24 protein-coding genes are annotated in these 24918 nt (G+C 63.4%); 7 read left to right on the top strand and 17 right to left on the bottom strand.

The window, feature by feature from the left end; translation table 11 throughout:
• Positions 1–103: 103 nt before the first annotated feature.
• From BTO02_RS29755 to BTO02_RS29730, 5 genes are all read right to left on the bottom strand, one after another.
• The gene (locus tag BTO02_RS29755; protein WP_075160628.1) at positions 104–1039 is read right to left on the bottom strand and encodes a LysR family transcriptional regulator; all 936 of its coding nucleotides are present in this window, start codon (positions 1037–1039) and stop codon (positions 104–106) included.
• 214 nt (positions 1040–1253) lie between these two features.
• Positions 1254–1955, bottom strand: coding sequence for an HAD-IA family hydrolase (locus BTO02_RS29750; protein WP_075160627.1), 702 nt, complete (start codon positions 1953–1955; stop codon positions 1254–1256).
• 75 nt (positions 1956–2030) lie between these two features.
• The gene (locus BTO02_RS29745; protein WP_083615441.1) at positions 2031–2969 is read right to left on the bottom strand and encodes a pirin family protein; all 939 of its coding nucleotides are present in this window, start codon (positions 2967–2969) and stop codon (positions 2031–2033) included.
• A gap of 533 nt (positions 2970–3502) precedes the next feature.
• On the bottom strand, positions 3503–3826 hold the full coding sequence (locus BTO02_RS29735) for a DUF4148 domain-containing protein (protein ID WP_075161507.1): 324 nt from the start codon (positions 3824–3826) through the stop codon (positions 3503–3505).
• 268 nt (positions 3827–4094) lie between these two features.
• Positions 4095–5015: a LysR family transcriptional regulator gene (locus BTO02_RS29730; protein WP_075160625.1), complete on the bottom strand. Its 921-nt coding sequence runs from the start codon at positions 5013–5015 to the stop codon at positions 4095–4097.
• 103 nt (positions 5016–5118) lie between these two features.
• Between BTO02_RS29730 and BTO02_RS29725 the strand changes: the two genes are divergently transcribed.
• The gene (locus BTO02_RS29725) at positions 5119–5901 is read left to right on the top strand and encodes an SDR family oxidoreductase (RefSeq protein ID WP_075160624.1); all 783 of its coding nucleotides are present in this window, start codon (positions 5119–5121) and stop codon (positions 5899–5901) included.
• Between the two features lie 25 nt (positions 5902–5926).
• Here BTO02_RS29725 and hpxZ read toward each other — a convergent pair whose 3' ends face one another.
• On the bottom strand, positions 5927–6337 hold the full coding sequence (gene hpxZ, locus BTO02_RS29720; protein ID WP_075160623.1) for an oxalurate catabolism protein HpxZ: 411 nt from the start codon (positions 6335–6337) through the stop codon (positions 5927–5929).
• Positions 6338–6796: 459 nt separating this feature from the next.
• On the opposite strand from hpxZ, the gene BTO02_RS29710 reads away from it, so the two are divergent.
• Positions 6797–7552, top strand: a complete 756-nt coding sequence (locus tag BTO02_RS29710; protein ID WP_075160621.1) for an aldolase — start codon at positions 6797–6799, stop codon at positions 7550–7552.
• Positions 7553–7657: 105 nt separating this feature from the next.
• On the opposite strand, the gene BTO02_RS29705 is transcribed toward BTO02_RS29710, so the two are convergent.
• The 4 genes from BTO02_RS29705 to BTO02_RS29690 form a co-directional block, all read right to left on the bottom strand.
• Positions 7658–8425: a response regulator transcription factor gene (locus BTO02_RS29705; RefSeq protein WP_075160620.1), complete on the bottom strand. Its 768-nt coding sequence runs from the start codon at positions 8423–8425 to the stop codon at positions 7658–7660.
• A 688-nt stretch (positions 8426–9113) separates the two neighbouring features.
• On the bottom strand, positions 9114–10022 hold the full coding sequence (locus BTO02_RS29700) for a LysR family transcriptional regulator (RefSeq protein WP_075160619.1): 909 nt from the start codon (positions 10020–10022) through the stop codon (positions 9114–9116).
• 7 nt (positions 10023–10029) lie between these two features.
• Positions 10030–10950 carry an alpha/beta hydrolase fold domain-containing protein gene (locus BTO02_RS29695; protein ID WP_075161506.1) on the bottom strand — a complete coding sequence of 307 codons (921 nt, stop codon included), beginning with the start codon at positions 10948–10950 and terminating at the stop codon, positions 10030–10032.
• A gap of 104 nt (positions 10951–11054) precedes the next feature.
• On the bottom strand, positions 11055–11669 hold the full coding sequence (locus tag BTO02_RS29690) for an isochorismatase family protein (protein ID WP_198039283.1): 615 nt from the start codon (positions 11667–11669) through the stop codon (positions 11055–11057).
• Positions 11670–11952: 283 nt separating this feature from the next.
• Here BTO02_RS29690 and BTO02_RS29685 point away from each other — a divergent pair, with 283 nt between their 5' ends.
• Both BTO02_RS29685 and BTO02_RS29680 read left to right on the top strand, forming a co-directional pair.
• A complete protein-coding gene (locus BTO02_RS29685; protein ID WP_075160617.1) occupies positions 11953–12867 on the top strand; it encodes a LysR substrate-binding domain-containing protein in 915 nt (304 codons plus the stop codon).
• A gap of 283 nt (positions 12868–13150) precedes the next feature.
• Positions 13151–14533, top strand: a complete 1383-nt coding sequence (locus tag BTO02_RS29680) for an FAD-binding oxidoreductase (protein ID WP_075160616.1) — start codon at positions 13151–13153, stop codon at positions 14531–14533.
• 85 nt (positions 14534–14618) lie between these two features.
• On the opposite strand, the gene BTO02_RS29675 is transcribed toward BTO02_RS29680, so the two are convergent.
• The 3 genes from BTO02_RS29675 to BTO02_RS29665 all read right to left on the bottom strand — a co-directional run bounded on the left by BTO02_RS29675 (position 14619) and on the right by BTO02_RS29665 (position 18038).
• Positions 14619–16055: an MmgE/PrpD family protein gene (locus BTO02_RS29675; RefSeq protein ID WP_075160615.1), complete on the bottom strand. Its 1437-nt coding sequence runs from the start codon at positions 16053–16055 to the stop codon at positions 14619–14621.
• A 3-nt stretch (positions 16056–16058) separates the two neighbouring features.
• A complete protein-coding gene (locus tag BTO02_RS29670) occupies positions 16059–17375 on the bottom strand; it encodes an MFS transporter (RefSeq protein ID WP_075160614.1) in 1317 nt (438 codons plus the stop codon).
• 231 nt (positions 17376–17606) lie between these two features.
• Entirely contained in the window at positions 17607–18038 is a 432-nt protein-coding gene (locus BTO02_RS29665) for a VOC family protein (RefSeq protein WP_075160613.1), read from the bottom strand.
• Positions 18039–18349: 311 nt separating this feature from the next.
• Here BTO02_RS29665 and BTO02_RS29660 point away from each other — a divergent pair, with 311 nt between their 5' ends.
• From BTO02_RS29660 to BTO02_RS29650, 3 genes are read left to right on the top strand one after another with little or no spacing between them, the layout of a single operon-like run.
• Positions 18350–19087: a GntR family transcriptional regulator gene (locus tag BTO02_RS29660; protein WP_075160612.1), complete on the top strand. Its 738-nt coding sequence runs from the start codon at positions 18350–18352 to the stop codon at positions 19085–19087.
• Positions 19088–19112: 25 nt separating this feature from the next.
• Positions 19113–19439, top strand: a complete 327-nt coding sequence (locus BTO02_RS29655; RefSeq protein ID WP_075160611.1) for an H-NS family nucleoid-associated regulatory protein — start codon at positions 19113–19115, stop codon at positions 19437–19439.
• Between the two features lie 12 nt (positions 19440–19451).
• Positions 19452–19940: an NUDIX domain-containing protein gene (locus tag BTO02_RS29650; protein WP_075160610.1), complete on the top strand. Its 489-nt coding sequence runs from the start codon at positions 19452–19454 to the stop codon at positions 19938–19940.
• A 93-nt stretch (positions 19941–20033) separates the two neighbouring features.
• Here BTO02_RS29650 and BTO02_RS29645 read toward each other — a convergent pair whose 3' ends face one another.
• The 4 genes from BTO02_RS29645 to BTO02_RS29630 are packed head-to-tail and all read right to left on the bottom strand — an operon-like array spanning position 20034 to position 24734.
• On the bottom strand, positions 20034–21020 hold the full coding sequence (locus tag BTO02_RS29645; protein WP_075160609.1) for an ABC transporter permease: 987 nt from the start codon (positions 21018–21020) through the stop codon (positions 20034–20036).
• Complete coding sequence (locus BTO02_RS29640; protein ID WP_075160608.1) at positions 21017–21997, bottom strand: ABC transporter permease; 981 nt, start codon at positions 21995–21997, stop codon at positions 21017–21019. The genes BTO02_RS29645 and BTO02_RS29640 overlap by 4 nt, the downstream gene beginning before the upstream one ends.
• On the bottom strand, positions 21994–23568 hold the full coding sequence (locus BTO02_RS29635) for a sugar ABC transporter ATP-binding protein (RefSeq protein WP_075161505.1): 1575 nt from the start codon (positions 23566–23568) through the stop codon (positions 21994–21996). The genes BTO02_RS29640 and BTO02_RS29635 overlap by 4 nt, the downstream gene beginning before the upstream one ends.
• Positions 23569–23606: 38 nt before the next feature.
• Positions 23607–24734 (bottom strand): sugar ABC transporter substrate-binding protein, encoded by a 1128-nt coding sequence (locus BTO02_RS29630; RefSeq protein ID WP_075160607.1) that lies wholly within the window; start codon positions 24732–24734, stop codon positions 23607–23609.
• Positions 24735–24918 lie beyond the last annotated feature (184 nt).

Below are 24918 nucleotides of genomic sequence, written 5' to 3'. Positions count from 1 at the left end.
GGCGACGTGCAGCAAGGTGCCGGGACGCGCGAAGGGCGGCTGCGGCCGCCGTTCCCGGCGCGTTTTTCTGCGCGTTTTCGTGGCGTCTCGCGCGCGAGGTGTCTTACCGGAAGATCGCCTCGATGCGCGGCGCGGGCATGCCGGCCGACTGCTCTTCCTTCAGGAAGTCGATCAGCGCGCGCAGCTTCGGCGGCACGCGGCGGCGGTCGGTGTAGTAGAGCGCGAAGCCGGGCAAGGGCGGGCTCCAGTCGGTCAGCACACGCACGAGGCGGCCGGACTCGAGCAGCGGATCGATAAAGCCATTGATCATATAAACGATGCCGATGCCGTCGAGCGCCGCCTGCACGGCAGCGGCCGAGTCGTTGACGATGAGCCGGCCATTCACGGCGAGTTCGAGCGTTTCGCCGCCTTTGGACAGCAGCCAGCGCTCGATCTGTCCGCTCGTCGTGCGCCGGAAACACACGCATGCATGCGACAGCAGATCGCGCGGGTGGCGCGGCACGCCATGCATGGCGAGATAGTCGGGCGAGGCGACGATATGCGCGAACACCGGCGGCCCGACGTTGACGGCGACCATGTCGCGTTCGACCATGTCGCCGAAGCGGATGCCCGCGTCGTAGCGCTGCCCGACAATATCGATGAGGCCCGGCTCGATCGAGATATCGAGCCGGATGTCCGGAAAACGGTCGAGAAAGCGGCGCATGATTGGCTGCAGCGTCGTCAGATAGCCGGCGCGCGCCACGCTGATGCGCAGCACGCCGGCCGGTCTGTCGAGTGCCGCGCCGAGTTCCTCGGACGCCGAGGTCAATTCGCGCACGGCCGGCAGCACACGGTCGAAGTAGGTCGCGCCGGCTTCGGTGAGGCTCACGCCGCGCGTATTGCGGTTGAACAGGGCGAGCCCGATGCGCGCCTCGAGATTGCGGATCGTCTGGCTGACCGCCGACGGCGAGACGCCCAGACGTACGGCGGCTGCGGAGAAGCCTTGCTCTTCCGCGACGATGATGAACGTGACGATGCCGTCGAGTTGATCCTGACGCAAACGGTGATTCCTCCAGACCTTACGCGGCAGGCTTCGCGGCGTGGATCCGGCGCGCGTGCTGCCCAGCACGGATCATACCCGGACATATGTTTGCCGGCTGGGCGCGCAGCTGGCCACGCGTGGCCGACGTAGGGTTGACGGAGGGTTGACGGCGTGGGCGCTGCAGGAGGCGGTTCGAATCGCCGGCGCGGCTACCCGGATCGGATCGGCCTGCTCAACGCGCGTCGTTCCGGCGCAGCAGCGCGACCGGTTCGACGGATGGCGACTCGACCGGCGGCCATTCCGACGCGGCCACGTTGAGCTGCGCGAGGTCGGCGGGCACGCGAAACGCGATGTGCGGATCTTGCAGCAGCAGCGCATCGAAGCGCGTATAGCCCCACGCGACCGCGCCGAACTTCACGCCGACGCTTCGCGCTGCCTCGGCATCGCGCAATTCGTCGCCGATGTATATGGCGTGCGCGGGGTCGATCGACGTCTGCGTGAGAATATGGCGTAAGCGGTGAGATTTGCCGAACAGCGCCGATCCGCATTCGAGCGCGGTGAAACGCTCGACGAGCTTGTCGCCCAACACACTCTTCACGTTATCGACTGTATTCGACGTGGCCACCGCGAGCGCCACGCCCTGATCGAGCAGCGCCTCGAGCGAGGGCGCGATGCCGGGAAACGGTTGCACTTCGCCGATGCGTTTGTGCAGCATTTTCCGGTAATCGGACAGCACCGCGGGCGCGCGCCATATCGGCAGGCGCAATTCGCGCAGAATCTCAGCCGCGCTCATCGAGCGCATGCGCGGTTCGTCTTCGGGCGTGACGGGCCTGAACCGGTGCTTGAGCGCGAGCGTATTGAGCGACTCGCCGAATACCGCGAACGTGTTGGCCAGCGTGCCGTCGAAATCGAAAATCGCAAGTTGGATCGTCATGGTTTGGCGTGGGCCGCGCATCGAACCGTTAGGGCAAGGCCTCGCATTATGACCGGTCACCGCGAGTTTTCCGTTTTACGATGCGCCCGAACGCATCTTGCGCGCAACGTTCGCGGCCTGTTCGGCATCGAGCCGGCCCTCGGTGCGCAGTTGCGACGCCACGCGTGCGATTTCGAGCTCGCCGAATTGCAGCGCGGCAGCGTTCGTGTGGACCGAGTAATAGCCCTCGACCACCTCGAACGGGCTGCGCTGCGCGGAGCCCAGCATAAAGCCGCAGTTATCGTGCGCGACGAAGTCGACGCCGCTTTCCGATTCGCTGAACACCACGAGTTCGCCGGCTTCGATGTGTTCGCCCGCATCGAGCGAGCCCGAATAGACGGCGATCCACAATACGTCGTGTCCCGGCGCAGGGTCGTAGCGCCAGTGTTCGCCGGCATTGAGCTCGACGTGCAGATACGTCATCGGCATCGAAACGGGCAAGGGGCTTTCGACGCCGTTGAACTGCCCGAGCAGGACGCGAGCGGGACCTTCGAGCGGTATCTGGTCGGCAGGCAGATACGCCTCAAATGGTTCGGCGAGCTCGAGTTCCGGCGGCAGCGCAACCCACAGCTGATAGCCGCGCACTACGCCGGACGTGCTGAGCGGTCCGCCGTGCCATGCGCCGCGGCCCGCCTGCATCCATTCCGTGGCGCCGGGCGTCAGCGTCTGCGGCATGCCTTTGCTGTTGACGATGTGCAGGCTGCCGTCGAGCAGCGCAGTCAGCGTGGCAATGCCTGAATGCGGATGAAGCGGAAAATTGAATGCCGCCTGCGACTCGAGCACGAAGCGGTCGAGCAGGACGAACGGCTTGATCGCCTGACCGATATCCGACGGACTGACAAAGCGCGTCAGCGGACCGTCAGTGCGGCCTTTCGTGCGCAGGAAGATCGGGCGAACTGCGTGCGTTTCAGTTTGTGCCTGCGATGCCGGTGCTGAACGTGGATCCGGTATGGCTTTTTTCGATGCTGCCCCCATTTGCGCCTCCGATACGAAACGTTTAACCGATGGTTCCGCTCGATGTCATTGGAGATCGGCGGTGCGATGGACTCGAGCGAGAGTCTGCTGGTATTCAGAACACTTGATGCGTGCGATCTATTCTGCGAAAGCCGCAATGAAAATCGGCCGATGCGTCGAATGACGTTCAGCGGCCGGATCGATGCATATCCGCTTTCCGTGACGCATTCTCGGTGCGCGTGCACAGGCGCGGACCTCGTGGACGAAGGCGTTTCCGCCCAGGCGAAGCGCCTTGGCGACGATCGACGCGCAACCCGTTTCAGCAAGGCTCACAGCGATGCATGCGTCGGATAAGGGGCAGGAGAAGGATGCTCAGGGACAACGCCTTGACGCGAATAGTCAAGTGCGAGAAAGAGGAGACTGGCGGTTTGAGTTCGTCAGATTGGGGCCGTTTGTCTGACGGGCTGCTTCGGGATGCCAACCACGCAATAGGAAACGGCGCAAACCGGCTGCTTGCTGGCCGGTTTGCGCGCGCGGGCGCGGAAGAGCCGCGCTCAATGATGCTGATAGATGCCGTCGCCTTGCACGGAAATCGGCATGGCGCGGTTGCCGCTTGCGGTCGTGCCGCCGGTGCCCGGGCCGTAATCGCTGACGGCATTGGCATTGACCGGATTCACGCGGCGTTCAGCGGCCTGGATGTCGGCCGGATAGTTCTGCGTGTTCGCATGCGGATCGTAGCCCGCCTGCTCGACACGCACGAGATCGGCATTGACCTCGGCGCGTGTCACCGCGGAATTCGCGGTTTGAGCTTGCGATGCAAGCGGTGCGCCCAGTGCAAACAGAGCGGCAATGAGGGTAGTTGCGCGAGCGTGTTTCATCGTGATGTTCTCCTGGTTGAATTGCCTGAGCGGCAGTACCGGGCGGCAGTACCGAGCGGCAGTACCGGGCGACAGTACGGGGAACAGACTAACGGCCGCCCGCCCGTCGATCGATAGCGTGGATGTCATCGCATTGATGCCGCGAATGCATGTCTCGAAATGCGGCTCCACAGTCCGTTCGACTAGCAGAACACCTGGAGATTGCTACGTATTCCGATCAGGCTGTTTTCTGAATTTCGCAATAATTGGCGCGCGCGTTATATCGGCTCTATGCCGATGGATGCGGTGTCAACGACATCACGAATTCGAGGAAGGCTCGCGTTTTCGCCGGCGGGTGATGCCGCGACGGATAGAGCGCGTAGAGCGGAAAACGCTCGTCGGGCCAATCGGGAAACAGATCGACGAGCCGGCCGTCGGCAAGCAGCTGTTCCGCGCTGATCTGCATGACCTGCGCAATGCCATAGCCGGACAGGCAGACGCTCAGCATCGTTGCGACGTCGTTGACGACAAGCTGCCCGTGGGTCTCGACCTCGAGTTTCTTGCGTTTGCGATGAAATTCCCAGCCGAACGGGCGCCCGGTTTCCGGATCGCGGAACTCGATGCATGGATGCAAGCCCTTGCCCAATTCCTGCGGCGTGAGCGGGCGGCCATTGCGCTTCAGGTATGACGGCGCGGCGACGGTCACGATGCGCGTATCGAACAGCTTGCGCGCGACGAGACTCGATGCGCGCGGCTCGCCGAAGCGCACCGCGAGGTCGAAACCTTCGGTGACCATATCGCCCAGCTGGTCGCGCGTGATCAGTTCGAGCAGCAGGTCCGGATGGCCGTTCATGAACGATTCGAGGCGCGGGCCGAGGATGAGCCGCGAAAAGAACGGGTCGATATTGACGCGCAGCCGGCCGCGCACGACCGTCGCGCCGCCCGAGGCGGTGGCGGCCGCTTCTTCGAGGCCGGCGATCAACGGCGTGACCTGTTCGTAGAACCGGCGGCCTTCGTCGGTCAACGATACGACGCGTGTCGTGCGATCGAGCAGGCGAATGCCGAGCCGCGCCTCGAGCCGCGCGACTGCGCGGCTCACGCCCGATTGCGACATATCGAGCTGTTCGCCCGCCGCGGCGAAGCTGCCCGCGTCGACAATGGCCGTAAACACGCTCATGCCGTTCAGCATGCGTTCGTCGAATCCGGGCATCTATGCCACTCCGTCATGAATGCAATGACAACGATGATATCGCGCAATGGCTCGCCGATGGCCAGAATGGACCCCGTCAACGTGTTTTCGAAAGGAGTGTGCGATGAAAATTCAGGGAAGCCGCGTGCTGGTGACCGGGGCGAATCGGGGGTTAGGAAGGGCGTTTGTCGAGGCGTTTCTGCAGGCGGGAGCAGCGAAGGTCTATGCCGGCGCGCGCGATATCGCTGCCATGAGCCGCGCAACGGGCGGTGCCATGACCGACCCGCGCGTCGCGCCGGTGCAGCTCGACGTGACGTCGGCCGTCGATATCGATGCGGCGCTCGCGCAATGCGCCGATATCGACATACTCGTCAACAATGCGGGAAGGATGCGCATGCAACCATTGCTCGATCCCGATACGTTCGAGCTCGCGCGAGCGGAGATGGAGGTGAATTACTTCGGCACGCTGGCGATGTCGCGTGCATTCGCACCGGTGCTCGTGAAGCACGGAGGCGGATGCATCGTCAATATGCTTTCGGTGGCGAGCTGGTACACCTATGCGTTCAATCCGGCGTATTGCGCGTCGAAGGCGGCTGCGCTCGCGGTTACCGACGGACTGCGCACCGAGCTTGCGCCGCGCGGCACGCAGGTTGTCGGCGTGTTCGCCGGATTTATCGACACGGATATGGCCGCGCACGTGAGCGACACGAAGGTGACGCCGCAGGAAGTCGCGTCGCGCACGCTTGCAGGCATCGAGGCGGGCTGCGACGAGGTGTTTGGCGACGACATCAGCCGCGCCCTGCGCGAAACGCTCAATCGCGATGCGGCGAGTGTGCGCGCGGAAATGGCACGGCTGTATCGCGAATCGTTGCAGCGCGGCGATGCACTTCGCGCAACGCAAGGGTAGCCGTCAGGTCGCGCGGGTGTCGGCCTCAAGGCTTATCGATCAGGCTCACATGAGCGGCAACGATGCGCCATCCGCCATACAGGCCGGCCTCCGGCTGCGAGTCGGGGCCGACCTTTGCCCATGTTTGCATCTGACGGCCGATCTGATCGGTCTCCGTGCTGATGAATTCCGTGCTGACCGTCGCGTAATCGGTGCCGAATGTCGTGACGACCGTGCGATGCAGCCGCCGTGATTTCGGAACCGGCGTGCTGATCTTGCGGTACGCGCGGATCTGGTCGCTGCCGTGCTGGATCTCGGCGATTCCATAGCGCACGGTGTGCGGGCTCTGCCAGAAAAGCATGTTGATCGTCATGTTGTCGTGGTCGGCAAGCGCGCGCTCGTAGGCCGCGAAAGCGGCGGACACTTCAGCTACGATATGAGGAAGATTGAGTTGCATCACGAAAGTCCCTGTAGACGGGTGTAAAAGGGCGCGTAGGGCTGCGCCCCGCATATCCGGCGCAATGCGCAGGCTGATGTTCGTGAAGACAGTTGGCGATGACGCTTTATTCCGATCGGCGGCGCAGCGCGGCATCGTGCCGGCCAGATCGCGGGCCGCGTGAACAGTCCGACGCCGCAGTGCGACGCGAAGCTGCTTGCCGATTTCCGAAGCCCGTCTTTCGTGTCGAAGCGATCTGCATTCGCGCCAACGCTCCCCGCATGCACATCCGTTTGCGCTCGGAAGCACTGTGCGATGCGCATGCATAGCTGGTATGAACGGCGCGTGCTGGCTTCCTCGCGCCGTTTTGCGAATACTGCAACGATTCCCGCGTGAGGCGCCGCGTGCCGGCGTCGCGTCGGCTACCGGTGCGTGCGGCCCGATGCGTGGTTTGCTGTTTTTCGCAGATGGAGGGGTTCGATGCAATTGAGAGAAAAGAAGTATTTCGATGAACGCGCGACGCAGGAGATGAACGACCACCTGAAGCCGAAGGCGCGCACGCTCCAGGAAACGCTGGCGTGCGCATGCCGCATTCTCGCGATGACAGGACAGGAAGCCGGCCTCGCGGGACAGATCACGGCGCGCTCGGACAATCCGCGCTGTTACTGGACGTTGCGATTCGGTGTCGGCTTCGACGAAGCGACGCCCGACGACTTTATCGAAGTCGACGCCGATCTGAATACGATCGGCGGCAACGGCATGGCGAACCCGGCCACGCGTTTTCATCTGTGGGTGTACGACGCGCGTGCGCGGACCAACGCGATCATCCATACGCATTCGCCGTATGTATCGGCACTCGTTGCGGCGCGCCAACCGCTCGTGATCGCGCACATGGATATGACGCCGCTTCACAACGACTGCGCGTTTCTTGCCGATTGGCCCGGCGTGCCGATCGCGGACCAGGAAGGCGTGGTCATCTCGGAGGCGCTCGGCGACAAGCGGACGATTCTGCTCGCGCATCATGGACAGTTGACGACGGGTGCCTATATCGAGGAAGCCGCTTATCTGGCCGTGTATCTCGAGCGCGCGGCCCGCATGCAGGTGCGCGCGCGCGCGTTCGGTCCGATCGCGTCCGTGCCGGATGACCTCGCGGCGCAGGCGCACGACTATCTGCTCAAGCCGTCGATCGTGAAGGGCACGTTCGACTACTGGTGTCGTCAGGCCGACCGGATGTGATCGCGAGAAGGGGAGCGGTGCGCCGCCTCGTTGCGTGCGGCCCATCGAATCTCATCGTAGTGCGACGGGGATCGGCGCCCGGCCCGCTGCCGGCGGCGCATGTGGCTATTCGAAAGCGCAGTCGTATTCGGTTCCGTTGCTGACCGCGGACGACGGCTTGTCGCGGTTTGACGCTCCATTAGCGGTTCCCTTAGCCGTTCCTTCAGGCTGCGCGGCACGGACCGCAAGTCCAAGCGTCGTCGCTTGACGGATCAGATCGACGATGTTCGCGGCCTCCATCTTTTCCATCGCGTTCTTGCGGTGAATCTTCACCGTGTATTCGCTGATGTCGAGTTCTCCCGCGATCTGCTTGTTCAACATGCCCGTCGCCACATACGCGAAGACTTCGCGCTCGCGCGGCGTCAACAGATCGTAGCGCGCGCGTACCCGTTTGACGTTCTTCGCGGTGCTCAGGCGTGCGCGATGACAATTGATCGCTTGCGCGATTGCGTCGAGCATGTCTTCTTCGCGAAACGGCTTGTTCAGGAAGTCGATTGCACCTGCCTTCATCGCCTTGACCGTCATCCTGGTATCGGCGTAGCCGGTCAGGAAGACGATAGGAATCGGGAATTCCATCCGGTTGATTTCGTTTTGCAGGTGAAAGCCGCTTTGTCCCGGAAAGCGCACGTCGAGAACGATGCAGCCCGGTACTTCATCCGGTATCTTCGACTTGAGGAATTCATCAGGCGAACCAAACGACCGCACCTGAACGCCGACCGAGCGAAGCAGGCAATCGAGCGCGGTGCGCACCGAGCAGTCGTCGTCCACGATAAAGACCGTCGGCGATCCGCCGTCGGCACCCTCGTCTTTTCCGTTTGTCAGCCATGTGTCCATCTTTGCTACTCCTTGCATCCACGCGTTTCAAAGCGATGTTTCGAAGTCACTTCCGTGACGACCGCATGGTTAGTCCGGGCATTGGACAAAGCAAGGCTATGAATCGGGAAGCTGCGTACACGAATCTGGAAGACGGGGCGGCACTCGCTCAGCGTTCCTTACGTCGAGGAGAGCGTGTAAATCCTGCATATCGAAACGATTGTCCGCGAATCGCGGATTGTGAATAGCCGCCGCATGCGCTTACGGTGAAGGGTTGTCTTGTGCATAATCGCTCCCGATTGAAGGAGGCATCGTGCAAGACGATCTGATTGAACGCGGCTGGACCGACATGAACGCATTGCTGCCGAAGGCCGGCGCGATTCCCCCATCTTACGAGCCCGACCGACGCGCGTTGGGCCGGCATCGTCGAGATCGGGCCAGCGCAAATCTGCACGCTCGAAGCGGGCTGGCGTCACGACCTGTATGTGCTGCGTGGCAATCTCGAAGTCGACGCGCAGCGCGGTTGAACGATATTGTGCCGGCAGCTGGTTGCGTTTGCATCCGGGTGCGCGGCACGAGCCGTTCGCCCACATGCCCACGGTCATTCTGTTGCGCAACGGCCATTTGCTTGCGGCGTCGAGACCCAGCAGAGGAGAAGGTGTTTTGCGCGACGACGGAAGACACCTCGATTGCACGCCGGCGAGCGACCTCAACAGGCGCCGATGTGGGCTTTGAGCGTATCCACGAAGGTCCGCACTTTCAGCGGTGTGTGCTTGCCGGGCGGAAACAGCACATGAATGGGCAGGGCGGGGCTCGACCAGTCGTCGTAGACGCGCACGAGCCGCCCTGCGTCGATATCCGCATGCACGGTGAAATCGGACAGCAGCGTGAGGCCGGCGCCGTTTGCAGCCGCCGCCCGGCATGCGTACATGGTGTCCGCGACGAGGCAGGCGTCGAAGTTGATCTCGAGCGAATCCCGCCCGGCAGTGCGAACGAGGTGGCAACGCGACTGATGCGCAAGCACCGACAGGGCCACGAACGGCACCTTCCCCGCATCGGCAATCTCGACCGGCAGCGTGTTGCGCAGCAGGAAATCGGGGCTTGCGACGAGCCATTTCGACACCTCGCCGATACGCAGCGCGCGATGGCTCGAGTCGGTCAATTCGCCTACGCGGACCGCCACGTCGACCCCTTCGACAACGAGATCGATATAGCGGTCGCCCGACATCATTTCGATGCACAGGTCCGGATGCTCGCTGCGCAGGCGGGCAAGCACCGGGGCGAGCACGGCTGCGCTGTATTCGACAGAAGACGCCACGCGCAATGTGCCGTGCAGTGCGTGAGCCGAAGGACTGACGAGGGACACGGCTTCGTCCGCGAGGCGCGCCATCTCGCGACAGGCTTCGAAGAACGACGCACCAGCTTCCGTGACACTGATGCGCCGCGTGGTTCTGACGATCAGACTTACGCCGAGCTCGAGTTCGAGTCGTTGAATGCTTTTGCTGACCACCGACTTGCACACGGACATACGCCTTGCCGCTCGCGTGAGCGAACCGGTTTCGATCACGGCAATGTAGACGAGCAGATGTTCGAAAGTCAGATTGCGCAAGGAGGACATGGCTCGATCAACGATTGTCCATGTGCTTGCCGAGAAACGCGGCCGCGTGATCGAGCGCGTGCCGGGCCGCTTCGAGTTCCTCGACGCTTTGCTGAAAGACATGTTGCATGCCCGACCATTCCTCGAGCGTCACGTCATGGCCCCGGTCGCGCGCTTGTCTCGCGTAGCGCAGGGCATCGTCGTACAGAATTTCGTCGGAACCGACCTGAATCAGCAGCGGCGGGAGGCGATCTGGAATGCCGAACAACGGTGAAGCACGCGGATCGTCTGCGGCGGCGAACCGTAGATATCCGGTTGCCGCTGCACGCAGGGCGTTTTCTTCGAGAAGCAGATCCCTGGCCGCGCGGTCGCGGATGCTGGGACCGCTCAGGCTGAGGTCCGTCCATGGAGAGAACACCACCGCGGCTGACGGCTTCGTGGTTTGCGCGAGCGTAGCGAGCGTGAGCCCGCCGCCGGCCGAGTCGCCCACCAGGCCGACTTTGCGATAAAAGAACGACAGGCGCTCGACGGCGGCGCTCGCGAGGTCGAGGGCCGCGGGCAAGGCGGTCTCGGGCGCCAGCGGATATTCGAGGATAAAGGCGGTCCGTCGCGCACGGGCGGCGATCTGGCTGACGAGCCCGCGATACGCGGGCGCCGTGCCCATCGTGTACGCGCCGCCGTGCAGATACAGCAGGGCCTGATCCTCGACGCGGTCCTCGGGCACGCAAACCCAGCCGGGCACGGCTGCGTCGGTGGACGGATGCAGCGATACGCCGGGTGCCGGCGGCGTCATCGCGAAGAAGGCATCGTAGACCACGCGCGGCGAAATGCCGGTCAGCACACGAGACCACGCTCGCTTGAACGCGCGATGGAGTTCGGGCCTGGCCTCGCTGTCCGGTTGCGACAGCGGAAAAACTTCGATCGGAAGAACCGTGTCGGTCTGTAGCATGGAAGCCTCGCGGTGCAGCAGATGCTCGGAACAGCGGGTACGGCGGATACTCGACGGGCGATGGGTTCGGCGAACCGGCGCGCCGACCATGCCGAATGCAGCGCCTATCTTGCGTATCCGTGCGCGACCTGGCCCATGAGCGTGGCGAACGGCATGTCGAGCGCCTCGTAGACCGCGGCGGCCTGCGGATCGGCGTTGTCGCCCATGATCTCGACCATGGTCGTCGCGTAGTCGGACACTTCGATGCCCAGTGCGACGAGGCGCGCCAACCCGGCCTCGTGCTTGTAGCTGCTGAAGGTGCCGCAGGCATCGAGCGCCACCACGGGCTGGAAGCCTTCGTCGCGCGCCGAAATCGCAGGAAGCGACGCGCAGACCTCGAAACTGAGGCCTGCGATGATCAGATGGTCGCGGCCCGTGGCCTTTACCTTTTCGACGAAACGCGGCTCGTCCCATGCATTGACGGTCGAGCGGTCGAGAATCGGATCGTCGCCGAGCACCGCGCGCAGCTCCGGGATGGTGGGTCCCCACATGCTGTCGCGTGCGGTCGTGACCGCGATCACGGGTAGATCGAGCGCCCGTGCGGCCTTGGCCAGGCCGACGACGTTGTGCTTGAGCTCGCCCACGCCGATGTCGCGCACGCCCGTGAAAAGTCCGACCTGATGGTCGATCAGCAGAACGGCAGTATTGTCGCGGGTCATGCGGGTACGGGATTGAGCCATCGTCGTCACCTTTGTTTGCGTGGAACCACGGATGGTTGGCGCGCCGTCTGCATTAAGCAAGGCTGTGGCGCCGGAAGGTGCGTGCAAGATTCTGGACGATCGGCATCGCGCCGGTTTCGCGCGGTTTCAACGAGGCAGGCCGTTTGTGGCATAGCTGTCGCACGCAGCGTCCAATTGTATGTACAACGATTTAGCATCGAAGGGAATGTAAGATATGCATCGTAAATACGCGCCATCCAGCCCGATGGACGCTTCCCTCGACGCCCACTAAGGAAAGCGATCAATGTTGGATCTGAACGACGTGTACTACTTCGTGCAGGTTGTCGACCATAAGAGCATTACCGCGGCCGCTCGCGCGCTCGCGCTGCCCAAATCGACCATCAGCTATCGGATCAACCAGCTCGAAGGTCAACTCGGCGCCCGGTTGATCAACCGCACCTCGCGGCAGTTCGCGGTGACGGATATCGGCGCCGAGTTTTACCGCCGCGCGCGCCTGATGCTGCAGCAGGCGCAGGCGGCCGAATGCGCGGTGCGCCAGCGCATGACCGTGCCGAGCGGGCTCGTGCGCATTTCGGTGGCGGTTGCCACGTCCCAATTTGTCATGAGCAAGCTGTTGCCGGAATTCGGCCGGCAGTTTCCGCAAATCCGGCTGCTTCAGCGTACATGCGATGCGGAAGTCGATATCGTGGCCGAGGGCTTCGACGTCGCGGTCCGCGCGCACTCGGTGCCGTTGCAGGACTCGAACCTGATTCAACGGCCGCTTGCGCCAACACCGTGGATGCTGTTTTGCAGCCCGCAATACATCGAGAGCGCGGAACCGATCCAGCGGCCCGACGATCTGCTGCACCGGCCGGCCCTGTTCATGATTCGCGAGGGCGTGCCGTTCCAATGGTCGCTTCGGCATCGCGACGGCGACATTCAGACGCTGCGCATCGAGCCCGTCCTGATGACCGACTGCATGTTGACGCTGAAGGACGCGGCGGTCGGCGGCCTCGGCATCGTTGCGTTGCCCGGATATGTCTGCCGCGCCGAACTCGAGCAAGGTCAGCTTGTGCGGGTGCTGCCCGACTGGACGGCGGGCGACGCGAGCCTGACGGCGCTGGTGCCGTACGGACAGAACCAGTTACCTTCGGTGCGAGCGCTGCTCGACTATCTGGTTGCGGAAATTCCGCGTATTGTCGGCGGCCAGGTTCGCTAAACCGCTTTAAAGAGACAATAAATATAGATTTAACGTTTTGCTTCTCTAGTTCCTAAGAACTAGGTGTCGCCAATTTGCATTGCCATATATATAAATAACGCTTTTTTCGCGCGTTCGAAACAGGAAGTCGAATGGCTTATCGGTTTCGCCTGGTCGATGCTGCATTCGCCCTGCGTGTCGGGCCGATGCAATCCGTGAATTACGATCGTCGAAGGTTTTCAAGGCTATCGCATTGCCGGGCGATGCTTTTTCCATTCAACTTTCAGCAAAAGAGAGGACGCATATGGCAAGTCTTAAAAAGCGCGATGGATCGAGCGTTACTTCCGAAATTCTGAGTCGATTTATTGAGAGCTTCAGTGGAAAGGCCTTTTATCCCGATACGCCTGCTTATGAAGCGGCACGCGCCATCTGGAACAGGAGAATATCCAGATCGCCGGGCCTGATCGTGCAGTGTTCATCGACTCACGAGATTGCTCAAGCGGTGAATTTCGCGCGAGAAAACGATCTGGTCGTGGCGGTGAAGGGTGGAGGACACAATGTGGCCGGCCATGCGCTGTGCGACGACGGACTCGTGATCGACCTGTCGCCGATGAAGCAGGTCATCGTCGATGAAGACACGCCGACCGTGACGGTACAGGGGGGCGCCTTGCTCGAAGATCTCGATCGCGCCACGCATCGGTTCGGGCTCGCGGTGCCGACGGGCGTCGTATCGAAGGTTGGCGTCGCGGGACTCATGCTCGGCGGCGGATGCGGCTGGCTGTCGCGCCGCTACGGTTTGACGTGCGACAGCTTGTTGTCGTGCGAAATCGTTACGGCGCAAGGGGAGACGCTGACCGCACATCAGTCGGAGCATGCGGATCTGTTCTGGGCGATTCGGGGCGGCGCCGGTAACTTCGGGATCGTCTCGTCGCTGACTTTTCGCGCACATCCGGTTTCAAAGGTGTACGGCGGCTTCGTCGCGTATCCGCGCAACGAAGCCGTGAAAGTGCTGCGCTCGTACCGCGACTTCATGGCGCACGCGCCCGACGAACTGACCGTCTACGCGGGCCTGATGTCGACGCCGGACGGGACACCCGCGGTCGCGTTGATGATGTGCTACTGCGGAACCGAAAGCGACGGCGAGCGCGTCACGCGGCCGCTGCTCGAAATGGGCACGCCGCTCTTTGCAGCGGTGCAGTCGATGCCGTTTCCCGACATGCAGAGACTTGCCGATCAAGGCAACCCCGACGGCATCCACAACTACTGGCGTTCGACGTTCATCAAGGAACTGAGCGACGCAGCGATCGAGCTGATCGTCGAGCAAAGCAATCTGGCCGCGTCGCCGTTGAGTATGGTTCTGCTGCAGATATTCGACGGTGCGGTGCGCAATATCGGCGTCGCGGACACCGCATACTCGCAGCGCGACGCGGGCTTCAACGTTGCGATCGAAGCGAAATGGATCGAACAGCGAGACACGGAGCGCAATATCGGCTGGGCACGCGACTTTGCGAACGCGCTGCGGCCGCACTCGGCGAACACGTTTCTTGTGAATTTTCTAAGCGATGAAAGCGCGGCCGAGGTTCGAGCGGCATTCGGCAGCAATCATACGCGGCTGGCCCGGATAAAAGCGAAATACGATCCGGCGAACTTCTTCAGGCTCAATCCGAACATCGAGCCGCAGGCGTGAACGCGGCGCGGGTATCTGCGGGTATGCACGGGTATGCGTCCACGACGCCCGCCAACGGCGCGTTGGGCGGCAACCCGCTCGCGGATCAGTCGAATAGCCCTTTGAAAACCGTGCTCATGCTGTCCACTTTCGCGAGGCCCTGAACGGCAGAAATAATGCGGTCGGCCTTGCTTTCGGATAGACCCGCAAAGTCCGTGCAGCCGCGAAACTTTCGCACGGCATCGTCGAACGACATCGGCTTTTGCGGGCTGCCCCTGGCAAAATCGTTTTGCGCCGAGAAGAGGCGTCCATCCTTCAGCTTGACCTCGACGTATGAGCGCATCCTGTCGGCGCCGGCCGCGTCGGCTTGCGGGTTGTTATAGAAGTCCACGCGGCCAAGCATCTGCTGCAGATCGGGGTGGTTGACGACGTCGTCCGTGAATTCGCCGAGTCCCGCGCGGCGCCTGACAAGAAGCACCGCCATGCAGTACTCCATGCTGAATTTGCCCTGTAATCCGGTCTTCGGACGGTGATGAATCAGCGTGTTGAGCATCTGCCGGTTCGTGCCGACGCGAACCTGGGCGACGTCGGTGGCCTCGATCCGATGCGTTTCGATGAGCGTGAGCATCGCATCCATTGCCGGATGCGTCAGCGATCCCGTCGGAAATGGCTTGATCGATATGCCAGGCGTCAGCAGGGACCACGGCTTGCCGAACTTTCCTTCGGTTGCCTGAGGATTCCAGCCGCCGCCGTATGCGCTAAAAAAGCCGCGTTTCGCTTCCAGAATGTTCTCCGCGGCTGTCCATCCCAATGCGGCGAGGTCGGCCGCCGTCACGCCGCATTCGGCCGCGTGGCCGGCCTGGAAAGGCTTCGTCATCGTGCCGAAGTTCTCGCGCAGGCCGCAAGCCTGAGCGCCGGCAATGCCGAACACATGGCGCAGCGTGCGCGCGTCGAACCCGCGCATCTTGCCGGCTGCGGCCGCCGAGGCGAAGACGCCGCAGAAGCCAGTCGAGTGAAAGCCGCTCTCGTACGAACGGGGCGCAATCGCTTCGCAAATCTTGGTCTCGACTTCGAGACCGACGTGATACGCGAGCATGAAGTCGCGGCCGGACCGGCCTAGCGCTTCGGCCATCGCGAGCGCCGACGGCACGGCTGATACCGTGGGATGCGTGAGCAGTCCGTAGACGCGGTCTTTTGCCACGGCCAGCTGCGTGTCGTCGAAATCGTCGGCGTGGATCGCGACGCCGTTCGCGAATGCGGCAAAGCGCGGCGGCGCTTTGAGGTGAGTGCCGAGCACGCTCGACGCTCCCTTCAGTACGCCGAGCTCGTCCAGATACTGCCGAACCACGGGGCCGGTTTCGGCGCGCTGCCCGGCGACCGCGAGACCGAGCGCATCGAGAATGTGCATCTTGCCGAGTTCCACCAGTTCAGGCGGCAGGTCTTCGTATGCGACGCTTGCGACGAAGCTGGCGGCCTCGGCCGTGACGTCATACGTCGCTGCCGCGGGTGCAGCGGCGTCTGAATGTGCAGTGCTTTCCGACATGGGCTATGCGCTCCTTTGCGCGGCGAACGACCCGGCAGGCGAACCCTGTCGTTCGTCGAGCGGTTCTCCGAGGTAGGGCCGGTCCGGCCTTATCCAGTTCGCGGCGATCGGGCCGAGCAGCAGACACGCGATCGATAGCGCGAACACTGGTTGCCATGAATGCGTCGCATCGACGAGCCAGCCGACGATCGGCGGCGAAACCGACGCCGCGATGCCGAGGCCCGTATTCATGATGCTGCTCGAGGTGGCCGCATGATTCGGCGCAAGGTCCATCGCCACGGCCCAGAGCGGCGCTGTCACGAGTTCGGAGAGGAACAGCGCGGCCGCGAGAGACAGCGCCGCGATATTCGGCGACGGATGCAGAAACATCGGAATGAAGAACACGATCGGGCCGAGAAAGCCGATCGTGATCATCGTCTGGCGTGCGCGGCGGATATTGCCGGTGCGCTTGAGCAGCAGATCGCTGAGCGAGCCGCCGAGCGTCGTGCCGACCACGCCGCTCAGAAAGATGCCCGAGCTGAACATCGCCGAGTGCTTGATGTTCAGGTGATAGTTCTGTGCGAAAAACGACGGCATCCAGTTCAGGAAGAACCACAGAATCCACCCATGGCAGAAGCTCACGAGTGTGGCCGGCCACAGCGCGCGCAACAGCGGGCCCCAGCGCATCGGCACGCGTACCTTGCTCGTCCTGACGGGAAGACGCGCGAGTTCTTCCGGTGTGATGTCCGGATGGTCGACCGGATTGTCGCGGTAGTACCCGACCCACAGCACGACCCACGCGAGGCTCGCGACGCCGAGAACGACGAACGCGATATGCCATGAGAAGGCGGTGATCAGCGCGGCGACCACGATCGGCGTCGATGCATTGCCAAGGCGCGCGCACGCGTGCGTGATGCCTTGCGCGAAGCCGCGCTGCTCGGGTTTCATCCATGCGGTCATGGCGCGCGCGGACGTGGGAACGATCGGGCTTTCGCCGAGCCCGACGATAAAGCGCGCGAGCAGCACCATCGCGAAACTGCTCGCGAGACCGGTCAGCAAGGTGCCGAAGCCCCACAGCAGGCCGCAGATCGCGAGCATCTTGCGCGAGCCGAGGCGGTCGGCGATCACGCCGCCCGGAATCATCGCGACTGCGTAAGTCAGCGCGAAGGCGGCGAACACGATGCCGAGCTGCGAATTGTTGAGGCGAAGATCGTGGCGGATCGCGAGCGCCGCCGTGGATATATTCGTGCGATCGACGTACATCAGATACGACATGATGCACAACACGATCAGGACGCCAGTGGTGGCGGAAAACCGTCTGCGCGGCTGAGCCGATGCCATTGTCTCTCTCCATGCGCGCGCCGTGCGAAGCCGGCGCGGTTGCGACTGCCTGTGCCGTCGCTCGCGGGCGTGCGCCATTGACATGGCAGCGTACGCCGCGGCGCGACATCGGTTGCTGCAACGCTGGGTGCCCGCGCATTTTTTGCGGGCCGAAGGGGCGCCGGCTGTGTCGTATCGTTCTTGTGTGTGCGCTGTGAGCGCGTTGTAAATGCGCGGGCCGGCGCGCCTCGCTTATTCGAGCACGGCGCCGTGCACGCCCGCCGCGAGCGTTTCTTTTTCCCAGCGCTTCATCGGCACGACTTCGGCCACCGGGCCATTCGGCGAGCGGAACTTGACCGGCAAATGACCGGGCGCGGTAAGGATCTCGCCGCCGTTCGCCTTGATCTGTTCGATAAAGGCGTCGAGGTCTTCCACTTCCATGCCGATGTGATGGATGCATGGTGCGGGACCCGCGAAGTCTGCTTCGTCCGCATTCGACGATTCGTAATGGATCAGCGTGAGGTCCATATAGCCGTCGGTCAGGTGGTGCGAGACGTGGTCGCCGTTTTTGCCCTTGCGCAACACCGTGTTCACATGCCGGTATCCGAATACGTTCTCATAGAACGCGCGTTCCTTCTCGACGTCCTCGACTTTGAAAGCAATGTGTTTGATGAAGTTGGGCATGGGTCCGCTCCTCGTAATTGGCGCGCAGGAAGCGCGCGATGTGAGGCAGTCTAGGACGCACGTCATGATGCGTCAATCGAATCATTCGAATGATTCGATTGATAACGGCGTTTTGCGGGAAAACACCTGGACGGGATGCCGGCTGCGTGGTAAAAGGGCGCGTTCCTGTATCCTTCGCAGATTCGCAGATTCGCAGGCAAGGCGCCGAAGTCGCCGGCGGACGGATCCAACCGGCCTTTGCGCCGAGCGCGTCGATAAACTGGACCCCAACGTCGCATTCAGCCATTTTCAGCCGCTTTCATTCTCAACCGATGCCAGTCATACGCAACGCGGGCGAACAGCCACTTTATGAAATCGTTCGGGCGGGAATTCTCGAGCGGCTGCGCACGGGCGAATGGGCAGCGGGCGATAAAATCCCGACCGAGCCGCAACTAGCCGAGTCCTTCGGCGTCGGCATCGGCACGATCCGGCGCGCGGTCGAGGAACTGGTCGCCGAGCGGCTATTGATCCGGCGCGCGGGGCGCGGCACGATCGTCGCGCGTTTCGGCGAGAACCATCAGTTCGACCACTACTTCAACTTTGTTGACGAAAACGGCAACGCGGTGACGGTGTCGGCGCGCCTGTTGCGCTTCGGCAAGGAGCGCGCGACGGCCGAACTTGCCGAGCGGCTGAAGGTCGAACGCGGCTCACGGCTCGCGAGCGTCGAAAATCTGCGGCTGCGCGACGATACGCCGCTGATGCTCGATCATTTGTGGTTTCCGCTCGATGTCTTTCCGAATCTCGATGCACAGACGTTCGTGGCACGGCGTGGGTCGATTTATGGCTTCTATCAGGATCACTTTGGCATCTCGGTCGTGCGCGTGGTCGAGGATTTGCGCGGCGCGGTCGCTGACGAGAGAATCGCCGATGTATTGAATATCGACGTGGGGGCACCGGTGCTGCGCATCGAGCGCACCGCCTTTACGTTCAAGGACAAGCCGGTGGAGTATCGCGTGCGGGTTGTCTCGAGTGAAATTTCGTATCGCAATGTGCGCGGGTTGCAGGACTAGGGCGATCGATACAGACAAGAGAGATATGAAAACAAGGATTGTTGACGACGAGGCTCGCGATCGCCTGATCCGCTGGCTGCGTCGCCGGATGGAAGAATTCGGCATCACCACGGAGGCACTGGCGGCTTCGATCGCTGAAGATCGCCGTTATCCGCCGCTTTACCGCGATGCACGCGGCAACGAATGGAACGGCCAGGGGGAGATGCCGAGCTGGTTGCGCGCAGCGCAAAACGCGGGCGTCGATCCGGCGTTCTTCCGCATCGAAGCGAAGCCGGCCGCGCCGGCACCGGTCATCGGCGCCGAGCCGAAACCGGGCGCCGACGATGCGCGCCAGCTCGATCTGTTCGCGTGACACGGAGAGCGCATGCCGAGCCTTGAGCGCGTGCCGTCGTCCACGTTTATCGACTGGGCCTGGCGCCTCGTGTTGCGCGTCGGATTCCGTTGCGCTCGCGTCTGGTGGCACATCCGGCGGCCTCGCCATGAAGGCGCGCTGGTCGCGATCTACGTCGGGCGCGACGTGTTGCTCGTGAAGTCCTCGTATCGGGCCGAGTGGAATTTTCCCGGCGGCAGTCTGCACCGCGACGAAACGCCCGAGGCGGCGGCGCGGCGCGAAATGGAGGAGGAGATCGGACTGTCTTCGGGCACCGCGCTGCTTCCTGCGGGCACCGCGAGCGGCGTGTGGGACGGGCGCAGGGACCGGGTGCATTTCTTCGAACTGCACCTCGAGCGCATGCCCGAACTGCGGCTCGATAATCGCGAGATTGTCGCCGCGCGTCTCGTGCCGCCGGACGAGTTGCCCGGTATGGCGTTGACCGAGGCGGTGGCGGCTTATCTCGGCGGACTGCCGCGCTGACTCGTCGGCTGACTCCTCGGCTGACTTCGGGGCTGACTTCCAGGCTGACTTCCAGGCTGAATTCAGCGTCGATTCCCGCGTCGTCTGCGGGCGCTACGTTTCCCGTTTGCTGCGGCCGTACAGCAGCAGCATTGCCGCGATCACGACGCCGTAGATGATCTGGCGTCCCGCTTCCGGCATCTGGGTCACCGAGAGAATCGATTGCAGCAGCGTGATGAGGATCGCGCCGGCCACGGTGCCGAGGTACGAACCGCGGCCGCCGAGAATCGACGTTCCGCCGAGCACGACCGCCGCGATCGCCGGCAACAGGTAGGCATCGCCCATCGACTGCGCGGCCTTCGAGGCATAACCCGCGAGCAGCACGCCGCCGAACGCCGCGAACGCGCTGCACACGGCAAACGCGGCCACGGTGACGAGCCGCGTATTGATGCCGGAAAGGTAAGCCGCGCGCTCGGTGTTGCCGATCGCGTACAGCGTGCGGCCGAAGGTCGTGCGCGACAGCAGGAACATCGTGGCGGCGCCGATCAGCACCCACAGCGCGACCGCATTGGGCACGCCGGGCACGAGCCAGCCGGCCGCGAGCCATCGCATCGCGTGCGGCGCGGAATCCTGCGGCGACGACCCGCCCGTGTAGACGATCATGATGCCCTGCGCGACCGCATTGGTCGCGAGCGTCGCGATCATCGACGGAATGCGCAGCAGCGCGACGAGCACGCCATTGACGATGCCGATCAGCATGCCGCAAGCGATGCCGGCCGGAATCGCGAGAATGCGCCCGGTTTCGCCGTGCCCGGCGACGGCGCACGCCATCATCGCGCCGACCGTGATCGTCCATGGCAGCGACAGGTCGATATGGCCGAGCAGAATCACCATCATGAGGCCGGTCGCGATAATGCCGAGGAATGCGCCGACCTTCAGCTGCAGCAGGATGTATTCGGGCGACGTGAAGTTTCGCGAGAACATGCCGCCGACGAGCAGCAGCGCGACGATGCACGCGAACGAAATGACGATCGGCCGGTCGATCCTGCGCGAGAGCCGGGATACGAACGTGTTGGGCCTGCCCGCGGAAACGCCGCTCATTGGAACCACTCCAGCCGGTTACGCACCCTGAACAGCCCGCATGCGCCGATCGCGACAGCGAGCAGGAGAATCACGCCCTGGAACAGCGGCTGCCATAGTGCATCGACGTTGAACACGAACAGCAGGTCGCCGATCGAGCGGAACGCGAAGGCGCCGAAGATCGCCCCGATCGCGCTGCCCCGGCCACCGAGCAGCGAGACGCCGCCGATCACCACGGCGGCGATCGAAAACAGCGTATAGGAGTTGGCGCTGCCGAGGCTTGCTTCTCCGGTGTCGGTGAAAAATGTCAGAAAGAGGCCGCCGATCGCGGCGAGCAGGCCGGCTAACGTATAGCTCGCGAACTTCGCGCGCCGGATCGGCATGCCCGATAGAAAGGCCGCGGACTCGGACGAGCCGGTCGCATACGCCGCACGCCCGACCGTCGACCGTTTGAAAGGCACCCAGACGAACACGACCGCCGCGAGCAGAATCAGCAGACTCGCCGGCACGAGGCCGGCGACCTTGCCGGTCAGCGCGTCGGCAAGGTCTTCGTTGATCGACCCGCCGGGCACCGGACGCAGCAGCAGCGCCAGCCCGTAATAGACGGCGCCGGTCGCGATCGTCGTTACGATCGGCTGCAGGCGGCCGTAGATGATGATGACGCCGTTGAGCGCGCCGCATAGCGCACCGGCCGCGAGCACGCCGACGATGCCGAGCGCGCTGTGCAGCGCATCGCCCGTGACGATCCACGATCCGATGCAATTCGTCAGCACGAGCATCATGCCGATCGACAGGTCGATGCCGGAGGTCAGCACGACGAGCGCCTGGCCCATCGACACCAGCGCGAGCAGCACCGCCTTGTTCGCGGCCGTCTGAAACACGTTTGCCGACAACGTCGACGGATAGTTGAACAGATAAATCGCGAACATCAGCACGAACAGGGCGAACGCGAACATCGTTCCGCGATTTTCCGCATACCAGTAACGCAGCCCGCTCATCGCGCGACTCCCGTGGAAGGCGAAACCTGACCGACGGGCAGGTCCAGTGCGCTCGCGATCAGGTTCTGCTCGGTGATCCCCGGCCCGGCCAGTTCCTTCTTGATCCTGCCTTCGTACAGCACGAGCACGCGGTCGCAGCAGCCGATCAGCTCGTCGTAGTCGGTCGAGTAGAAAAGGATCGCGGCGCCTTCGTCGGCCAGACGCCTGAGCAGCTGGTAAAGCTCCTGCTTGGTGCCGACGTCGATGCCGCGCGTCGGGTCGCTGAGCAACAGGATGCGAGGCTGCCGGATCAGCCATTTCGCGATGACCACCTTCTGCTGATTGCCGCCCGAGAGCGAACCGACGGCCGCGTCGACGCCGAACGACTTGATCGCGAGCAGCTCCATCATGCGGGCGACCAGCGACTGCTGGCGGTCGCGATCGATCACGCCCGCGCGGGACATGCGGTCGAGCGCCGCAAACGACAGGTTTTCGCGCACCGACATCGGCAGCATCAGACCTTCGGTCTTGCGGTCCTCCGGAATCAGCGCCATGCCGACGCCGTTGGCGCGCGCCGCCACGGGGCTCGATATCGACACGGCCTTGCCGTCGATTTCGATCTTGCCGGAGCAACCGCGCAACACGCCGAACAGCGCGAGCAGCAGTTCGCGCTGGCCTTGCCCGTCGAGGCCGCCGAGGCCGAGGATTTCGCCGCGCTTCAACGAAAAGCCGATGCCCTGCAGCGTGTCGCCCCACGCGAGATCGCGGCACGCGAGAACCGGCGCGGCGGCGCTGGGTTGCCCGGCTTCGCCGGCGGGTTGGCGGGCCGGTTTATCGGGGAATACATGCTGGTATTTCCGGCCGATCATCATTTCGACAACCTCGTTGTCGGTGCGCGTGCCGGCCTCGAAGCTCATCACATGTCGACCGTTCCGATAAACCGTGCATTCGTCGGCGAGCGCCTTGACCTCGTGCATCCGGTGCGAGATGAACAGCAGCGCGAGCCCTTCGTCGCGCAGGCGCTTGAGCACGTCGATGACGCGCGCCACGTCGGCCGCGGTCAGGGCCGAGGTCGCCTCGTCGAGAATCAGGATGCGCGGCTCGTGCGCGAGTCCCTTCGCGAGTTCGACCATCTGCTGGCGCGACAACGGCAGGTCGCGGACTTTCGCGAGCGGATTGATGTCGGCCGCACCGGCGCGGGCCAGCGCCGCCTCGGCCTGGCGGCGCTGCGCGCGGCGGTCGATCATGCCGAAGCGGCGCGGCGGGTTCGCGGCGAAGATGTTGTCGGCCACGCAGAGGTCGGGGATCAGCGACAGCTCCTGATAGACGCAGACGATGCCGGACGCGTTCGCTTCGGCAGGCGACGCGAACGAAACCGGGCGGCCGTCGAGGTGCATGGTTCCCTCGTCCGGCTGCACGACGCCGGACATCACCTTCAGCAGCGTGGACTTGCCCGCGCCGTTTTCGCCGAGGATCGCGTGGATGCGCCCCTCGCGCACCTCGAGGTTCGCGTGATCGAGCGCCACCGCGCCGCCGTAGCTTTTCGACACGCCCGACATCTGAAAGATCGGCTGTTCCACGTCCTGCGGCATGTTTTCGTCTCCGGTCGCGGCGCGGGCCACTCGCGCGGTTACTGGTTACCCTGGTTCTGCTTCATGATTTCCTGCGCGGAGAAATTGATGCCGCAAGTCGGAAACGAGTTGCCGACGAAGAAGTTGTCCGATTCGTTGGGGAAGTAGTTGACGCCCGCTTTCAGCTTCGAATCGTCGGTGATATCGAGCGGCAGCTTGATGGCCACGGGAATCGTCTGGCCGTCGAGCGCGGCGAGCGCCGTCTTGATCGCTACGGCCACCTGCGCGGGACCGCTGCCGGCCGACGTGCATTTCAGGCCCTTGCTCCCATACTGTGCGCAGAACTTGCGAAAGCCGTTCTCCGTTTCGCCGCCGAACGGCACGAATGGATGCCTGGCATCGATCATCGCGCGCACCACGCCGGTGTCGCCGCCTTGTGCCGAGATGCCGTCGAAATGGCCCTGCACCGCAAACGCGTCGGCGGCGGCCTTCTGTGCGACGCCGTCGTCCCACTTGCCGTAAACCTGGACGATGTTCCACTTCTTGCCGGTCTCGTCGAGGGTTTTCTGGAAGCCGTTGTGACGGTCGGTGTCGACCGACGTGCCGGCCACCCCGCGAACCTCGAGCACCTTGCCGCCGTTCGGCACGTGTGTTGCGAGCCACTTGGCCCACAGCACGCCGAGCCCGTACTGGTCGACGTCCACGTTGATCGCGTCTTCGCTGTCGAGCGTATTGTCGAACGCGACCAGCACGACGCCGGCTTTTTTCGCGCGACGGATCGCCGGTCCGAACGAGGAGGGATTCTGTGCGTCGACGATGATCGCGTCGTAGCCGGCATCGATGAAATTGTTGACGGCCGAGATTTGCGCCGGCACGTCCTCGCCGGTCGAGACGACCTTGAATTCCTTGAGCTTCGCAGCAACGGCGGGCTGCGCCGTATAGGCCTTCGCCGTCTTGATCATCTGGATACGCCAGGTGTTCGCGATATAGCCGTTCACGAGCGCGATCCGGTACGGTCCGTTCTTCTTCGGATACTTGACGAACTTCGTGTCGCTCTTCCACGGCACCATGCACGCGGGATCGCTGGCCGGGCCCGGAACGATCGATGCCTGAGCGAAAGCTGCGCTCGCGCCTAGCGCCAATGCCGCGGTCGCCGCCGCTCGAAGCACCTGGATTCCTGAAAGCATGTTGTCTCCGTTTTGTTGGATTGAACTTACTGACTGGCGGCGCACACAGCTTGTCGCGAATAGCCGACGCGGTGTGCGTAATGCAGGGATTCTTGCGGACAGGTTGCAGCGGATTGGGATCGGGCTCGCCGGATCAATGAAACGGTCTTTTCAAAGGCGCCCCTCGAAGCGAAACGGAGCGCAT

This window comes from Paraburkholderia sp. SOS3, assembly GCF_001922345.1.
Lineage (GTDB): Bacteria > Pseudomonadota > Gammaproteobacteria > Burkholderiales > Burkholderiaceae > Paraburkholderia.
This window is presented reverse-complemented; position numbering and strand designations above follow the sequence as displayed.

Bases quoted from the DNA above. Each gene is read 5' to 3' on its own strand.
- BTO02_RS29685 (WP_075160617.1), top strand. From the start codon at position 11,953: ATGTTGGATCTGAACGACGTGTACTACTTCGTGCAGGTTGTCGACCAT.
- BTO02_RS29730 (WP_075160625.1), bottom strand. From the start codon at position 5,015: ATGCCCGGATTCGACGAACGCATGCTGAACGGCATGAGCGTGTTTACG.
- BTO02_RS29650 (WP_075160610.1), top strand. From the start codon at position 19,452: ATGCCGAGCCTTGAGCGCGTGCCGTCGTCCACGTTTATCGACTGGGCC.
- BTO02_RS29645 (WP_075160609.1), bottom strand. From the start codon at position 21,020: ATGAGCGGCGTTTCCGCGGGCAGGCCCAACACGTTCGTATCCCGGCTC.
- BTO02_RS29690 (WP_198039283.1), bottom strand. From the start codon at position 11,669: ATGGCTCAATCCCGTACCCGCATGACCCGCGACAATACTGCCGTTCTG.
- BTO02_RS29640 (WP_075160608.1), bottom strand. From the start codon at position 21,997: ATGAGCGGGCTGCGTTACTGGTATGCGGAAAATCGCGGAACGATGTTC.
- BTO02_RS29735 (WP_075161507.1), bottom strand. From the start codon at position 3,826: ATGAAACACGCTCGCGCAACTACCCTCATTGCCGCTCTGTTTGCACTG.
- hpxZ (WP_075160623.1), bottom strand. From the start codon at position 6,337: ATGCAACTCAATCTTCCTCATATCGTAGCTGAAGTGTCCGCCGCTTTC.
- BTO02_RS29695 (WP_075161506.1), bottom strand. From the start codon at position 10,950: ATGCTACAGACCGACACGGTTCTTCCGATCGAAGTTTTTCCGCTGTCG.
- BTO02_RS29745 (WP_083615441.1), bottom strand. From the start codon at position 2,969: ATGGGGGCAGCATCGAAAAAAGCCATACCGGATCCACGTTCAGCACCG.
- BTO02_RS29705 (WP_075160620.1), bottom strand. From the start codon at position 8,425: ATGGACACATGGCTGACAAACGGAAAAGACGAGGGTGCCGACGGCGGA.
- BTO02_RS29675 (WP_075160615.1), bottom strand. From the start codon at position 16,055: ATGTCGGAAAGCACTGCACATTCAGACGCCGCTGCACCCGCGGCAGCG.
- BTO02_RS29630 (WP_075160607.1), bottom strand. From the start codon at position 24,734: ATGCTTTCAGGAATCCAGGTGCTTCGAGCGGCGGCGACCGCGGCATTG.
- BTO02_RS29670 (WP_075160614.1), bottom strand. From the start codon at position 17,375: ATGGCATCGGCTCAGCCGCGCAGACGGTTTTCCGCCACCACTGGCGTC.
- BTO02_RS29660 (WP_075160612.1), top strand. From the start codon at position 18,350: ATGCCAGTCATACGCAACGCGGGCGAACAGCCACTTTATGAAATCGTT.
- BTO02_RS29725 (WP_075160624.1), top strand. From the start codon at position 5,119: ATGAAAATTCAGGGAAGCCGCGTGCTGGTGACCGGGGCGAATCGGGGG.
- BTO02_RS29655 (WP_075160611.1), top strand. From the start codon at position 19,113: ATGAAAACAAGGATTGTTGACGACGAGGCTCGCGATCGCCTGATCCGC.
- BTO02_RS29710 (WP_075160621.1), top strand. From the start codon at position 6,797: ATGCAATTGAGAGAAAAGAAGTATTTCGATGAACGCGCGACGCAGGAG.
- BTO02_RS29750 (WP_075160627.1), bottom strand. From the start codon at position 1,955: ATGACGATCCAACTTGCGATTTTCGATTTCGACGGCACGCTGGCCAAC.
- BTO02_RS29680 (WP_075160616.1), top strand. From the start codon at position 13,151: ATGGCAAGTCTTAAAAAGCGCGATGGATCGAGCGTTACTTCCGAAATT.
- BTO02_RS29665 (WP_075160613.1), bottom strand. From the start codon at position 18,038: ATGCCCAACTTCATCAAACACATTGCTTTCAAAGTCGAGGACGTCGAG.
- BTO02_RS29635 (WP_075161505.1), bottom strand. From the start codon at position 23,568: ATGCCGCAGGACGTGGAACAGCCGATCTTTCAGATGTCGGGCGTGTCG.
- BTO02_RS29700 (WP_075160619.1), bottom strand. From the start codon at position 10,022: ATGTCCTCCTTGCGCAATCTGACTTTCGAACATCTGCTCGTCTACATT.